This window comes from Collinsella vaginalis, from assembly GCF_900176655.1.
Classification (GTDB): domain Bacteria; phylum Actinomycetota; class Coriobacteriia; order Coriobacteriales; family Coriobacteriaceae; genus Collinsella; species Collinsella vaginalis.
The window spans coordinates 43962-58336 of sequence record NZ_LT838844.1; the positions used below are offsets into that span (position 1 = coordinate 43962).

The window sequence follows — 14375 nt, forward strand, 5'->3', positions numbered from 1 at the left end:
GCGCAGTGACAGGCGGAGACGGCCGTGTCAGTCCCCGATGGCCTGTTTTGCGTCGTGTATGGACTCAGATCTGACATTTTCTACTAGGCACTAGCCGACAGCGCTTAGATCTCTCAAGATTGCATATATTTAATTATTCAATTTGGACGAGACCACCACACTCCTGCCAGTGTTGACAGCAGGACGGTCAGCGTGAGGGTTGGCTTGACTGCTACATGGCTCCACGGTGTCGAATGATAGAAAGCAACCCTTGATGCGCCGTGTTGCCTCAGCGTCATAATGGGATGCCGTGCGGACACCTCATGCAGGCGCCGTTGCAAGAGATGGGTCCATAACCAGCTGCATTCATATAATGAGCACCAAAATTGAATAAATATAGATCAAAGTAAGCAAATAAGGAATATTGATCTCTTTGATCAGATTCTGTGTTGAGGAACACTAGAATGCCATGCAGCCAGTCGGCCTTTAAGCCGGTACCGAGAGACCGACAAGGAGAAAAGATGGCACTGTATGATGACCTGCTCGCGAGAACGAGCAAGGGCGCTTCCGCACCCGCCGTCCTCATGTTGGAGGACGGGACCGTGTTCCACGGCCGATCCTGCGGAGCCCAGGGCACAGCGATCGGCGAGGTCTGCTTCAACACCTCGCTCGAGGGCTATTTCGAGGTCCTCACCGACCCGAGCTACGCGGGCCAGATCGTTACCATGACGTATCCGCAGATCGGCAACTACGGCATTGACCCTGCGGACACCCAGCAAAGCATTGCCCCCACCTCGCCCGCCCGCCCGCACCTTCGTGCCCTCGTGGTGCGCGACGCTTGCGCAGTGCCGTCGAACTGGCGGTCGAGCATGAGCCTCCCTGACTACCTGAGGAACAGCGGTATCGTCGCCATTGAGGGCATCGACACCCGCGCCTTGGTGCGTCACATCCGCGACCACGGGGCCTGCAAGGGGATCGTCTCAACGGAGACCTCAGATGGCGCGGCGCTCGCCCAGCGCCTCGCCGATGCGCCGAATCTGGTGGGGGAGAACCTCGTCGCCGGCGTCTCCTGTGACGCTCCGTACACCGCTTCGGCTGATGATCTGCTGGCACCCCACGCTTTCGCCTCGAAATCTCCTGCTCCCCGCACCTACCACGTGGTCGTCTACGACTGCGGCGTCAAGCGCGGCATCTTGGAGGGTCTCGCCCGCGTCGGCTGCGAGCTGACCGTGGTCCCGTGGAACACTCCCGCCGAGGACGTCCTCGCATTGAGGCCCGATGGCGTCTTCCTCTCCAATGGCCCGGGAGACCCGGAGGCGGTCACGGACACCTTCAACCAGGTGAAAGACCTGATCGGCAAGGTTCCCGTCTTCGGCATCTGCCTCGGGCACCAGATGATCTCGCTCGCCGCGGGCGCGCGCATGGAGAAGCTCGCGTACGGGCACCGCGGTGGCAACCAACCCGTCATGAACCTGCTGGCCGGCCGTGTTGAGATCACGTCTCAGAACCACGGCTTCGGCCTCGTCTGGGAGAGCATGGGCCCGCTCGTGCCCGAGCTCTCGGGAGGTGTGGCCGAGCACCCTGCCGACGGTGACCTGAGGTACTGGTCGCGTCGCCGCATCGCGCCCGTGGTCATGAGCGCCCGGTTCGGGCGTGTTCGTCTCACGCATGTCAACCTGAACGACGGAACCGCTGAGGGTATCCAGCTCCTCGATGCCCCGGCATTCTCCGTGCAGTACCACCCTGAGGCCTCACCCGGCCCTACGGACGCCCATTACTTGTTCACCGCCTTCACGCGGCTCATGGAGGGCGATCCCGACTACCTCATGATCGATATCGCCGCCGACCGTCTCGCTGGCTGGCGGTTCGCAGGCAAGGGGGCAGCTCCTTCGTATCTGGCCGGTACGCCGTCCCGGCACGCGATCCAGAATCCCACGTCCCCGGCCTGCACAACCCCCGTCGACACCGCTGCTGAGGAGGTCAGCCATGCCTAAGCGCACCGATATTCACCGCATCCTCGTCATCGGGTCCGGACCGATCGTCATCGGCCAGGCCTGTGAGTTCGACTACTCGGGCGCGCAGGCCTGCAAGGTCCTGAAGGAGGAAGGCTTCGAGGTCGTCCTCGTCAACTCGAACCCGGCCACGATCATGACCGACCCCGGCCTCGCCGACCGCACCTACGTCGAGCCCATCACCGCCAACGGCATCGACCGCGTGATCGAGCGCGAGCGCCCCGACGCCCTCCTGCCCACCCTCGGCGGCCAGACGGCCCTGAACGCCGCCGTCGAGCTCGCCCGCTCCGGCGCCCTCGAGCGCCACGGCGTCGAGATGATCGGCTGCGACCTGGCGGCGATCGAGCGCGGCGAGGACCGCAAGCTCTTCAACGAGGCCATGGCGGAACTCGGCCTCGAGGTTGCACGATCCGGCTACGCCTATTCCGTGGACGATGCCCGCGCGGTCGCCGCGCGCCTCGGCTACCCCTGCGTCCTGCGGCCGAGCTTCACCCTCGGCGGCGCGGGCGGCGGCATCGCGCACGATGAGGACGAGCTCGTGTCCATCGTCTCCCAGGGCCTGGAGCTCTCCCCGGCCCACGAGGTGCTCGTGGAGGAGTCCATCATCGGGTGGAAGGAATACGAGATGGAGGTCATGCGCGATGCGGCCGGCAACGGCATCATCGTCTGCTCCATCGAGAACCTCGATCCCATGGGCGTCCACACCGGCGACTCAATCACCGTCGCGCCCGCGCAGACCCTCTCCGACCTCGAGTACCAGCGCATGCGCGCCGCCTCACTCGCGATCCTCGAGAAGGTGGGTGTCGAGACCGGCGGGTCGAACGTGCAGTTCGCCGTCAACCCCGAGACGGGCCGCCTCATCGTGATCGAGATGAACCCGCGCGTGTCGCGCAGCTCGGCCCTGGCCTCGAAGGCGACGGGTTTCCCGATCGCCAAGGCCGCGGCGCGTCTGGCCGTCGGCTACACGCTGGACGAGATCGTGAACGACATCACCCAGGCCACGCCGGCCTGCTTCGAGCCGTCCATCGACTACTGCGTGGTCAAGGTGCCCCGGTTCGCCTTCGAGAAGTTCAAGGGCGCCGATGACACGCTCACCACGCGCATGAAGGCGGTGGGCGAGATCATGGCCATCGGGCGGACCTTCGAGGAGGCCTTCGGCAAGGCGATGCGCTCGCTCGAGGACGGGCACGTGGGCCTCACGGAGACCGGGATCGGATCACTCGAGAGCATGGACGACGCGACGCTCGAGTGCGCGGTCGCCCGCGCCGCCGACCAGCGCATCCTCCATGTCGCCGAGGCCCTGCGCCGAGGGTGGACCCTGGACCGCGTCCATGAGATCACCGGCATCGATCCCTGGTACCTCGCGCGCATCGCCGACATGATGGCCGTCCGCGGGGGGATCCGTGGTCTGCGCGTGGAGGACATCGACGCCGACGCCATGCTCCTCATCAAGCAGATGGGGGTGAGCGACGCGGAGATCGCCCAGCTCACGGCTGCGGATGAGCGGTTCGTGCGCGCGTACCGGCACGGTCTCGGCGTGCGGCCGGTCATGAAGTCGGTGGACACCTGCGCTGCCGAGTTCGAGAGCCTGACGCAGTACCACTACAAGACCTACGAGCGCGCGGTGGGGAATCAAAACGAACCGCAGCGCCCGTCCCGCGCCCTCAGCGAGGTGGCTCCCCGGACGCGTCCGAAGGTCATGATCCTGGGAGCGGGACCCAATCGCATCGGGCAGGGGATCGAGTTCGATTACTGCTGCGTGCATGCGAGCTACGCCCTCGCGGCCCGGGGTTTCGAGACGATCATGGTCAACTGCAACCCCGAGACCGTCTCGACGGATTACGACACGAGCGACCGCCTGTACTTCGAACCCCTCACCTACGAGGACGTCATGGACGTCATCGATGTGGAACGTCCCGACGGTGTGATCGTGACCCTGGGCGGCCAGACGCCGCTCAAGCTCGCCCGCGCGCTCGAGGAGGCCGGCGTGCCCATCATGGAGACGGCGCCCGAGGCCATCGACCTCGCTGAGGACCGCGAGCGCTTCTCCGCCCTCCTCGATGACCTCGGCATCATGTACCCGCCGGCGGGCATGGCGACCTCGTTTGAGGAGGCTCGCCGCGTGGCCGCCCGCATCGGCTACCCGCTGCTCGTGCGCCCGTCCTATGTGCTCGGCGGCCGCGGGATGATGATCGCCTATGATGCCGACCACCTGCGGGCGTATATGGACGAGGCTGTGCGGGTCTCACCCGATCACCCGGTCTACCTCGACCGGTTCCTCGAGGGGGCGATCGAGAGCGACGTGGACGCCCTCGCGGACGGCGAGGACGTCTACATCGGCGGCCTCCTCGAGCACATCGAGGAGGCGGGCATCCACTCGGGCGACTCCGCCACCTGCCTGCCGCCGTTCTCCTTCAGCGAGTCCCTGCAGGAGCGGCTTCGCGAGACGACGTGCCGGATTGCGCGCGCCCTCGGCGTGCGCGGCCTCGTGAACGTGCAGTATGCGATCAAGGGCGATACGATCTACGTGATCGAGGCGAACCCGCGCGCGAGCCGCACGGTGCCGTTCATCTCGAAGGCCACGGGCGTTCCGCTCGCGAAGGCGGCGGCGCGGATCATGGCGGGCGAGCGCCTGGCCGATCTCGGGCTCCCCGACGACCGGCGTGACCTCGATTGGTTCTGCATGAAGGAGGCGGTTATGCCCTGGGGCCGGTTCCCGGGGGCCGAGGTGATCCTCGGGCCGGAGATGAAGTCGACCGGCGAGGTCATGGGCATCGCGCGGAGCTATCCGGAGGCCTACGCGAAGACGCAGCTGGCGATCAGCTACCGTCTGCCCGACCCATCCGCAGGCAAGGTGTTCATCTCCGTCTGCGACCGCGACAAGCGGCATATCCTCGCCGTGGCGCGCATCCTCAAGCATCTCGGGTTTACGATCTGCTCGACGGCCGGCACGGCCCGGGTGCTCAGAGGGGGCAACGTCCCCTGTGAGCTCGTGGGGAAGATCAGCGGTCCGCACGGCGGCAGCCTGCCGAACGTGGGCGACATGATCGCCGCGGGGGAGATCGCGCTGATCATCAACACGCCGTATGGACCAGGCTCGCGCGGTGACGGGTACCTGCTCCGCACCGAGGCCATCCGGCGCGGCGTGACCTGCGTGACCGCGCTCTCGGCAGCGAACGCCCTGGTGTCGGCTGTGGAGGCGGTGCGCGAAGACGAAGACGGGCGTGCGGCGGCCGCGCCGGGTCCGGCGCGGGGGATGGAGATCGTCGCCCTGCAGGACCTTCCCCAGCTGCACCTGTAATCGGGTCATGCCCTGAGGTCACCTGCGTCGAGAGTTGTCTGCACCGGTGGCCGCCCGCGTTGGGAACTGCCTGCGCTGGCGGCCGTCCGCGATGGGAGGCGCCGCTCCGACGCCGATGCTGCTCGCGCCGATGCGTATACAGCTCCACCACCGGCGCCCGCCGCATACGAGCGGTCTATCTCGGAAGACGGAAGAGGCGCGGCTGTGGTGCGCATGCATGAGCAGACGTTGACGCTGGGCGCGGATCCCCCATCAAACGCGGGCACGGCGCAGCGCGCCGCCAACGCAGTGGCGGGCGGGACCCGAGACGCAATCCTTTTATGGAAGATGTCCTCTCGGCCCCGCGCCACGTTATGGGCGGCAGTGGGTACACGGCTATACTGTGGCCAGCATCACCTACCGCATCTCAGCGTTTGGAGGAAACATGACCGAATCCGAGAAGTCCCCGCTGGTGGGCATCATCATGGGTTCCAAGTCCGACCTGCCCGTCATGGAGAAGTGCACGGAGGAGCTCGAGGCCCTCAGCGTTCCCTATGAGCTTGTCATCGCGAGCGCCCACCGCACCCCCGATAAGGTGCATGAGTGGGCCGCCGGTGCCGCCGACCGCGGCATCAAGGTCATCATCGCCGCCGCCGGCAAGGCCGCCCATCTCGGCGGCGTCGTGGCCGCGTTCACCCCGCTCCCGGTGGTGGGCGTCCCCATGAAGACCTCCGACCTCGGGGGCATGGACTCCCTGCTCTCCATGGTGCAGATGCCCTCCGGCGTCCCGGTGGCCTGCGTCGCCATCAACGGCGCCAAGAACGCGGCCATCTACGCGGCGCAGATCCTCGGGGCCACCATGCCCGAGTTCCGCGCCGCCATTGACAACCTCAAGCGTGAGATGGCCGAGGCGTAACACCACCCCTGTGAACCCACCTGAAGGGAACCCCGATGACCCGTTTCCGCAAGACCGATGGCGCCTCGACCGGCGGCCAGGGGGGACGCCATTTCAGCTCCTCCCCGTCACCCGTCAATCCGCCCCGAGCCTCCGTTCCCCCGCAGCGCACCGTCTCCGTGCCGCGAGTGCAGCCAGTCCAGCCTGCGTATGGAGGCTCCCCGCGCGGTACGCGATTTGCGACGCCGGCCGCCGACGGCAAGGGGCCAAAGCAGAAGAAGCCGCGTCGCGCCCGCGACATCATCTCCACCGCGCTGATCATCATCGGCGTGCTGCTGCTCGTGGCCGCCGGTGGCATCTTCATCCATGCGCAGCTCGGGTATCAGGAGGCTCAGTCGACCTACAAGGAGCTCGAGCAGTACGCCGTCTCAGATGGCACGGGCGACAACGTGCCGCAGGTGAACTTCGATGAGCTGGCCAAGATCAACCCCGATGTCGTGGGCTGGGTCTACGTGCCGAACACGCCGATCAACTACCCGGTGGTGCAGACGGACAACAACGAGACCTACCTCTACAAGCTGTTCGACCTCTCGGGCAACGGCTCGGGCAGCATCTTCATGGACATGGACGACACCGCGCCCGGTATGATCGACCAGCAGACCACTATCTACGGCCATCATATGTACGACGGCAGCATGTTCAAGTACATCGATGACACCCGGCAGCAGGATGCCTTCGATACCGTGACGACGGTCTACTACATCACGCGTGATGCGACGTACAAGTGCACGCCGCTCTTCACGATGCAGGTGGAGGACACCTACAACGACGCGCGTGTGAACAACTTCACGGAGGAGGGGCACACGCTGACGGACTACCTGCGCGACGGCCTCTCGCAGGCCAAGGCCAAGGCGTCCGACGCTGAGACGCGCATCGAGTCCGCTGACAAGGTCTTCACGCTCGTGACCTGCGCGGGCGAGATCATTCCGCGTACGATGCGAGCCGGTATGGTGTGCACGATCGACGAGGTGACGCCGCGCGCCTCGTAGCACACGCTGTTCTGTCGCCGACCTCGGATCAAACGGTATCTGGGCCGGGGCCGATGAACCCTTCGGGCGTGGCTTCACAAACGCCCTGCGGGTTCATCGGCCCCGGCTCTCGCCGGTGCTCTACACTTGCCCGGATTTCGCCGCTGCCCGCTCATACCCCCCCCGCCCAGCCTTCGCCGCCGTCCCGCTCATGTCCCTGCGGGCTCATCGACGCGGTCTCTGCCTCTGATTCGCAAATGCCCGGCGGATGCACCGGGTTCAGCTCTTGTCGCCTCCATCTGCAAGCGACTCGCTCAAGAGCGGCCGTGGTGGAGTTGGACTCCCGTGCGTTTTGCGCCCGATGGCCAAAACACTCAACTTCTGGGGCATCATGGGCGCTGAAGCGAGAATGGAATGGCTTCAAATCAGCAAATTCATCGGTGAGAGTGCCTCTAATCTTCCAAGTAACTATATATACATGTGCAAATCACTGTTCAGGGAACTGATCATGCCCCAGAAGTTGATGATTTTGACCATGGCTGCGGAAATCCGTGGCATGGGGCTGAACCCACCGCGCGGCGCGCGTCGGCGTCGCCCGCGCGGCGTGGGCGACGTGGTACGGTTGTGATGCCGTGCGGTGCAGGGCACGTCTGGTGCGCCGTCAGACTCACGCACGTAGTTTGGACCGCGCAGCGCAGTTGAGATGAGGTGTTGCCAGCAGTGTAGAGGCGCTAGCACCCGAGGCGGATGGGCCTCACACGTGGTCGGCGGTGCTCACGCGGCTGGATTCGCGCGGCACGATCGTCATGCTCTGGAACCGATGCTCCATGAACGCGTTGTCGTAGTGCTCTGCGTAGAAATGCTCGATGGGCATCGTCGGCTCCACGCCCGACACCCGCTCGAACCAGCAGTCGAGGGCGCCGAGCGTCATGAGGCCGTTGACGATCATGAGGGCCGCGCTCACCGAGGTGAGGGAGTACCGCCAGCGCCAGGGGATCAGGTTGATGACCTTGAGGAGCCGCGGCAGGCAGAATCGTATCCACACAAAGCCGAGGAAGCCCCAGATGCCGGCGAACAGCGTGCTCGTGCGTCCGTCGAAGAGGACGGCCACCGGATCGGGGAAGAGCCCAAAGAGGGTCGCGTGCTTGTAGTCCCAGGCGATCGCGCCGAAGGCGAACTGCATGAACCAGCTGACCAGCACCTCGAAGCCGCCGCCGATGATGGCGCTCACCAAGAAGATCACGAGCGGGTTGGCCCGGTAGAAGCGGTTCAGGGCGATGGTCATGAGCAGGGCCCCGAACCCGTAGATCGGGGAGAACGGGCCGTAGAGCAGGCCCGCGCGATCCTGATAGACGCCGGGATCCACGACCACCATGTGCCAGATGACCTCCAGCACGAGTCCGATGACGCAGCAGACGGTGAAGACCCAGAAGAGGTTGAAGAAGTTCAGCTTGATATAGCCCTCGCCGCTGATATCGCGTCCGAGCAGGCCCTCCTCGGCGGCGACGCGATCCTGCATGTCTGACAGCCTGCGCTCAAGCTCGCGCTCCTGCCAGAGCGAGGGGTCCACGGTTGTGGTGAGCGCGGTGAGGATGACCAGCTGAACACCGGGGGCGATGAGTTCGAGGGTGATGCCCTTGACCATGATATCGGTGATGACCTGGCCGATGGTGACGACGATGAGCACGCTCGCCCACAATCCTGCGTTGCGCCGGCGGTTGCGGATGAGCGACCAGCCGAGGACGATGAGCCCAATGGCGGCGATACCCGCGAGGACGGCGCTGGTGATGCTGATGACCAGGGAGATGATGGGGTCGTTGCCGAAGTTCAGCTTATCGGGGACGGCGATGAGGGCGATGATCGTGAGGGTGTACAGAATCGCGAGGATGGGGGCGGTGATGATGCCGTCCAGCAGGCACAGCGCCCCGTAGACCTTCACGAACAGGGGTATCTTTTTCTCCTGCTCAGGGGTTGGCTTGCTGAAGTCGAGATCGTTCCCGGGGAGATCGTAATCGGGGTTGATCTGATCCATGGTGCTCCAATCCTTCCGTCCCCTGTCGTCACAGAACTAGAATAAATCAAGCTACCAGGTATTGATTATGGTCATGGGCAAGAGCAGCCTATGTGTTGAGCGGCGATTGGCCGCCGGGTGTGCGAGATGGGACGATTGAGATCTTTGGTGAGACGACCTGCGGCCTGCGCGATGCATGGACAAGAGCATGATGGATACTAAGGTAAAGAGGCTTGAAGACCTACCGGCTGCGCAACGCCTGGGCGCAGGGGTTTAAGGCAAGCGGCCTGCGTAGCGTCTGAGTGCAGAGTCGTAACGTCTGGGTACAGAGTATGAAGATGCGCGGCATGCGTGACGTATGGATGCGAGCGCGGCTCCGCTTGATCTCCCAAACCTGACGTCCAGATAGCCGCCTGACACCCGGGACGGCTCGGGATGGGGCTGGATTTCGGGATTCGGCGGCTTCAAGACCGTATTTTTTGGTGGCGTAGTAGAAAATGTCAGATCTGAGTCCCCGGGGTGTCGTGAATAACGGGACCTGTTGAGAATTGAACATATATTGATATGCATATGCCCCATAGGGAGGCAACGCGACTTCAGAATGCACATTTATTGTTGTTAGATCTATGGCAAAATCAACGGTAAATGGTGCAGATCTGACATTTTCTACTAGGCCATTGCAGCCGAGACTGGGATCAACCGCAGCCGAGAAAAAACTATGCATCATTTTGCTGTATCACCGTGTATTCATGCACTTCATGAGAGCGTCACCCGCTGCGGCGGCTTCATGCCATAATGGGTCGTCTGCCACATCATCCGGCTGAGAGGATGCCATGTCTCAGGAAACCACGCGCGCCGCTGCGCTCGCCGCCGAGCGGGCTCACGCCGTAGCGGCAACGATCGACGAGCTCGACCGCGACGAGCTGCACGAGGAGTGCGGCGTCTTCGGCGTCTGGGCGCCTGCGCGCGACGTTGCCCGCCTCACGTACTTCGGCCTGCGCGCCCTGCAGCACCGCGGTCAGGAGTCCGCCGGTATCGCCGTGGGCGACGGCGGCACGGTGATGGTCCGCAAGGACCTGGGCCTCGTGGGGCGGGTCTTCACCAACGCCGACCTGAGCGCCCTCCCCGGCGAGCTCGCGATCGGCCACGTGCGCTACGGCACCGCTGGCGCCAAGAGCTGGGAGGCCGCGCAGCCGCACCTCTCCACCATCAACGACGTCATCATCGCACTCGCGCACAACGGCACCCTCGTGAACACCGACGAGCTGCGGCGCCAGCTGATCGAACTCGGCGTCCCCTTCCTCTCCAACTCGGATTCCGAGGTGGCCGCCAAGCTCATCGGCTACTTCACCCAGCGCACCAACCACCTGCGCGAGGGCATCCGGAAAACCATGGAGCTCGTGCGCGGCGGCTATGCCATGGCGCTCATCAACGAGGAGGCGCTCTACGCCTTCCGCGATCCGTACGGTATCCGGCCCCTGGTGCTCGGCCGCCTGGTTGAGCAGGGGCTCGATCAGGTTGACCCGGCATCGGTGTCGGCGATGCCGGCCTCCGAGGGCGCCGCATCGAAGCGCTCCGTCGAGGAGACGCTCACCGTCGCCGACGGCTGGGTGGTAGCCTCCGAGACCTGCGCCCTCGACATCGTCGGCGCCGAGTACGTGCGCGACATCCGCCCCGGTGAGATCCTGCGCATCAGCTCAAAGGGCCTCGTGTCCGAGCAGGGTGTCCCCGCGGCGCCCCAGAAGGCGAACTGCATCTTCGAGCAGGTGTACTTCGCACGCCCTGACAGCATCATGGACGGCAAGTCCGTGTACGCGTGCCGCTACGACATGGGCCGTCAGCTCGCTCGGGAGGCGCCGGCCGACGCCGACCTCGTCATCGGCGTGCCCGATTCCGGCCTGCCGCCCGCGGAGGGGTTCGCGTATGAGAGCGGCATCCGATTCGGCGAGGGCCTTATCAAGAACCGCTACGTCGCCCGCACCTTCATCGAGCCCACGCAGGAGCTCCGCGCCATGGGTGTGCGCATGAAGCTGAACCCGCTGCGCGACAACATCGCCGGCAAGCGCCTCGTCGTGATCGACGACTCCATCGTCCGCGGCACCACGATGGTGCAGCTCGTCCGCATGCTCCGCCAGGCGGGCGCCCGCGAGATCCACGTGCGCATCAACTCCCCCGAGGTCATCTGGCCCTGCTTCTACGGCATCGACACCGATGTCCAATCCCAGCTCATCAGCGCGAACAAGAGCGTCGAGGAGATCCGCGAGCTCATCGGGGCCGACTCCCTCGCCTTCCTCTCGGTTGACGGCCTGCGCACCTGCCTGCCCGAGGGCGGGTACTGCGACGCGTGCTTCACGGGCCTCTATCCCGTGGCGATCCCCGAGAGCTTCGGGCGCGAGAAGTTCATGGAGGGCTATCGGCCGCGAAGTCTCTCCGAGACCCCGGCGGTCTCTGAGGACGCCGTAGCACGCAAGGACCAAGACTGCAGCTGGGAGTTGCGTCATCAGGATTAACCCCAAGCTCATATACGGTGAGCTGCCGTTTCCCATGCTAGTATGAAATCCGTCCGCACCGCGCGAAGGAGAGGCCATGACCGAGACAGCCAAGCATGTGACCTACGAGGACGCCGGGGTCGACACGGCCGAGGGTGGCCGCGCGGTCGACGCCATCAAGCAGATGGTCGCCGAGACCAGTCGTCCCGAGGTCATCGGCGGTATCGGCGGATTCGGCGGTCTGTTCTCCGTCGCCGCCCTCAAGGACATGGAGGACCCAGTCCTCATCTCTGGCACCGACGGCGTGGGGACCAAGCTCGTGCTCGCCCAGCTGCTCGACCGGCATGAGACGGTGGGCCAAGACCTCGTCGCAATGTGCGTGAACGACATCCTCGCGTCCGGCGCCGAGCCGCTCTTCTTCCTCGACTACGTTGCGATCGGCCACATCGAGGCCGCGCATATGGCCAAGATCGTGAAAGGCGTGGCCGACGGCTGCAAGCTCGCGGGCTGCGCGCTCGTGGGCGGCGAGATGGCCGAGCACCCGGGCGTCATGCGGCCCGAGGACTACGATCTCGCCGGCTTCACGGTAGGCGTCGTGGACCGCCCGCGCATGCTCGATCCCAAGAACGTGCGACCCGGCGACGTGATCCTGGGCCTGCCGAGCACCGGCATCCACTCGAACGGGTACTCGCTCGTGCGCCGCGTGATCGGTGTCGACGGCATTCTGCCGGGCACACCCGAGGCGACGGAGAAGCGCGCCGAGCTCGAGGTCCCGCTTGCTGAGCTTGGAGGCTCGTCGCTGGCGGACGCCCTGCTCGCCCCCACGCGCATCTACGTGAAACCTGTGCTCGAGCTGCTGCGTGGCGGCGCTCCGGTGCATGCGATCGCCCACATCACCGGCGGCGGCATCACCGAGAACCTGAACCGCGCGCTCGCTCCGGATGTCGATGCCCTCGTCGAGCGCGACGGCGCCTCGATGGGCTGGGATGTTCCGCCGGTCATCACCCATATCTGCGAGCAGGCCGGGCTCACCCCCGACGAGGCGTGCAAAACCTTCAACATGGGGGCGGGACTCATGATCATCGTGGCCCCTAAGGACGAGGCTGCGGTGCGTGAGGCGCTCATCGCCGCAGGTGAAAAACCGTTCCGCGTGGGTGCCTGCGTTGCGGGAAGCGGGCGGGTTCGCTACACGGACCAGGTGTAGGGCGCGCATTGAAGGCTGGCTTCGGGGGCACGCCGTGCCGCCTGAGCAGCCCGCGGCCCCTGGCTGCGGCCGGCGATGCGGCCGATGGGACCGGTTGCCCGCCGTACGGTTCGGTAGAGCCGGGATCTTCCGGTGGGCCGGCTGCGTGGGCCGGTGCGGGCCGGATCGTCCCAGCCAGGGCAATGCAAGGCATTGAAGGCACTGAAGATGGGAGCAGAGGATGACCACCCTCGACGACGAGTATCGCAGGCTGATCGAGGAGGCGGGGCTTCCGCCTGAGGCCCTGCCGAGCGACGCGTTCTTCAGCAGCGCGGCCGAGCGCGAGGTCGACCGCGCCAAGGCCGAGGCTGCGCCTGCCGCAACGACGGCCCCCCAGGCCTCCGCCCTCGAGTCCCTTGCCGCCTGGGATGGTCGCTGGGCGTCGCTTGCCGGCATTCCCGCTGGGCACCTCGACAGCAACACGCTTCAGGACGGCGTGGCGGCGCTCAGGTCGCAGGGCGGTGATCCGGGCCCGATGCCCATCGGCGTGCTCATCTCCGGATCGGGCACCAATCTGCAGGCTCTGATCGACCGCATCGCGGACAGTACGCTGAACGCCGAGATCAAGCTCGTCGTCGCAAGCCGTCCCTCGGCTGCTGGTCTCAAGCGCGCCGAGGACGCGGGCATCCAGACCCTCACGCTCTCGAAGGACATCTACGCCGACCCCATCGTGGCCGACGAGGTCATCGCGAGCGAGCTCTACCGCGCCGGCGTGGCCTACGTGGTGATGGCCGGTTATATGCGCAAGGTGCATGCGCCGCTGCTCGCCACATTCCCGAACCGCGTGATCAACATTCACCCGGCGCTGCTGCCGAGCTTCACGGGCGCGCATGGCATCGCCGACGCCTTCGAGCGCGGCGTGAAGGTGACCGGCGTGACCGTGCACGTTGCGAACGCGGCGTACGACCAGGGGCCGATCATCGCCCAGGAGCCTGTGCGTGTTGAGGAGAGCTGGTCGGTCGATGAGCTCGAAGCGCGTATCCATGAGGTTGAGCATGAGCTCTACCCGCGCGTCGTGCAGATGCTCGCCGACGGCCGCGTGACCGTGCGCGAGGATCTCACCGTGGGGATCGCGACGGCATAAGCCAGCTGCAGCTTCCCTTCGAGGTCTCGCTCCTCATGGATCTCGAGGATCTCGAACGGCGCGCTGGGCGGGGAGGGGAGGTTCTTCCTCGTGAGATCACGGCCCTGCTCAACCGATACGGGACCTCGTTTGACGAGCTTCCCCCGTATCTGCAGGAGGCGGTCGACCGCGTGGACCTGACCGAACTCTGATTCCGTTCGGTGTTTGCCATGGTCAGACTGATGCCGGTGGAGCGTTCGCAGCCCCCATGGCTGCGCCTGCGCATGGTCTGAGCGGATTCTCCGAAGAGCGCGGAGAATCCGAGCACGTTGCCCCGTGATGCGCCCTGTCAGTCACCGCACGATGGTTTTTCGG

10 protein-coding genes are annotated in these 14375 nt (G+C 65.3%); 9 read left to right on the forward strand and 1 reads right to left on the reverse strand.

Features of this window, described 5'->3' with window-relative positions; genetic code table 11:
• The first annotated feature begins 500 nt into the window (after positions 1-500).
• The 5 genes from carA to CAP13_RS06485 all read left to right on the forward strand — a co-directional run bounded on the left by carA (position 501) and on the right by CAP13_RS06485 (position 7822).
• Positions 501-1973: a glutamine-hydrolyzing carbamoyl-phosphate synthase small subunit gene (carA, locus tag CAP13_RS06465; protein WP_179184982.1), complete on the forward strand. Its 1473-nt coding sequence runs from the start codon at positions 501-503 to the stop codon at positions 1971-1973.
• Positions 1966-5292: a carbamoyl-phosphate synthase large subunit gene (gene carB, locus CAP13_RS06470; RefSeq protein WP_085830810.1), complete on the forward strand. Its 3327-nt coding sequence runs from the start codon at positions 1966-1968 to the stop codon at positions 5290-5292. Before carA ends, carB begins: the two co-directional genes overlap by 8 nt.
• Before the next feature lie 424 nt (positions 5293-5716).
• Positions 5717-6187 carry a 5-(carboxyamino)imidazole ribonucleotide mutase gene (gene purE / locus CAP13_RS06475; RefSeq protein WP_085830811.1) on the forward strand — a complete coding sequence of 157 codons (471 nt, stop codon included), beginning with the start codon at positions 5717-5719 and terminating at the stop codon, positions 6185-6187.
• Positions 6188-6222: 35 nt separating this feature from the next.
• Entirely contained in the window at positions 6223-7215 is a 993-nt protein-coding gene (locus CAP13_RS06480; protein ID WP_245798938.1) for a class B sortase, read from the forward strand.
• Positions 7216-7555: 340 nt separating this feature from the next.
• Positions 7556-7822, forward strand: a complete 267-nt coding sequence (locus tag CAP13_RS06485) for a hypothetical protein (RefSeq protein ID WP_085830812.1) — start codon at positions 7556-7558, stop codon at positions 7820-7822.
• Positions 7823-7948: 126 nt separating this feature from the next.
• Here the strand turns inward: CAP13_RS06485 and CAP13_RS06490 are convergent, their stop codons facing one another.
• On the reverse strand, positions 7949-9226 hold the full coding sequence (locus CAP13_RS06490; RefSeq protein WP_085830813.1) for a putative ABC transporter permease: 1278 nt from the start codon (positions 9224-9226) through the stop codon (positions 7949-7951).
• 812 nt (positions 9227-10038) lie between these two features.
• Here CAP13_RS06490 and CAP13_RS06495 point away from each other — a divergent pair.
• From CAP13_RS06495 to CAP13_RS09960, 4 genes are all read left to right on the forward strand, one after another.
• Positions 10039-11715: an amidophosphoribosyltransferase gene (locus tag CAP13_RS06495; RefSeq protein ID WP_085830814.1), complete on the forward strand. Its 1677-nt coding sequence runs from the start codon at positions 10039-10041 to the stop codon at positions 11713-11715.
• Between the two features lie 76 nt (positions 11716-11791).
• Positions 11792-12898, forward strand: a complete 1107-nt coding sequence (gene purM, locus CAP13_RS06500; protein ID WP_085830815.1) for a phosphoribosylformylglycinamidine cyclo-ligase — start codon at positions 11792-11794, stop codon at positions 12896-12898.
• A 220-nt stretch (positions 12899-13118) separates the two neighbouring features.
• Positions 13119-14021: a phosphoribosylglycinamide formyltransferase gene (gene purN, locus CAP13_RS06505; protein WP_085830816.1), complete on the forward strand. Its 903-nt coding sequence runs from the start codon at positions 13119-13121 to the stop codon at positions 14019-14021.
• Positions 14022-14056: 35 nt separating this feature from the next.
• Positions 14057-14212, forward strand: a complete 156-nt coding sequence (locus tag CAP13_RS09960) for a hypothetical protein (protein WP_179184983.1) — start codon at positions 14057-14059, stop codon at positions 14210-14212.
• The last annotated feature ends 163 nt before the right edge of the window (positions 14213-14375 follow it).

What these genes read in the sequence shown, in the direction of transcription:
- carA (WP_179184982.1), top strand. Translation starts at nt 501, where the DNA reads ATGGCACTGTATGATGACCTGCTCGCGAGAACGAGCAAGGGCGCTTCC.
- carB (WP_085830810.1), top strand. Translation starts at nt 1,966, where the DNA reads ATGCCTAAGCGCACCGATATTCACCGCATCCTCGTCATCGGGTCCGGA.
- purE (WP_085830811.1), top strand. Translation starts at nt 5,717, where the DNA reads ATGACCGAATCCGAGAAGTCCCCGCTGGTGGGCATCATCATGGGTTCC.
- CAP13_RS06480 (WP_245798938.1), top strand. Translation starts at nt 6,223, where the DNA reads ATGACCCGTTTCCGCAAGACCGATGGCGCCTCGACCGGCGGCCAGGGG.
- CAP13_RS06485 (WP_085830812.1), top strand. Translation starts at nt 7,556, where the DNA reads ATGGCCAAAACACTCAACTTCTGGGGCATCATGGGCGCTGAAGCGAGA.
- CAP13_RS06490 (WP_085830813.1), bottom strand. Translation starts at nt 9,226, where the DNA reads ATGGATCAGATCAACCCCGATTACGATCTCCCCGGGAACGATCTCGAC.
- CAP13_RS06495 (WP_085830814.1), top strand. Translation starts at nt 10,039, where the DNA reads ATGTCTCAGGAAACCACGCGCGCCGCTGCGCTCGCCGCCGAGCGGGCT.
- purM (WP_085830815.1), top strand. Translation starts at nt 11,792, where the DNA reads ATGACCGAGACAGCCAAGCATGTGACCTACGAGGACGCCGGGGTCGAC.
- purN (WP_085830816.1), top strand. Translation starts at nt 13,119, where the DNA reads ATGACCACCCTCGACGACGAGTATCGCAGGCTGATCGAGGAGGCGGGG.
- CAP13_RS09960 (WP_179184983.1), top strand. Translation starts at nt 14,057, where the DNA reads ATGGATCTCGAGGATCTCGAACGGCGCGCTGGGCGGGGAGGGGAGGTT.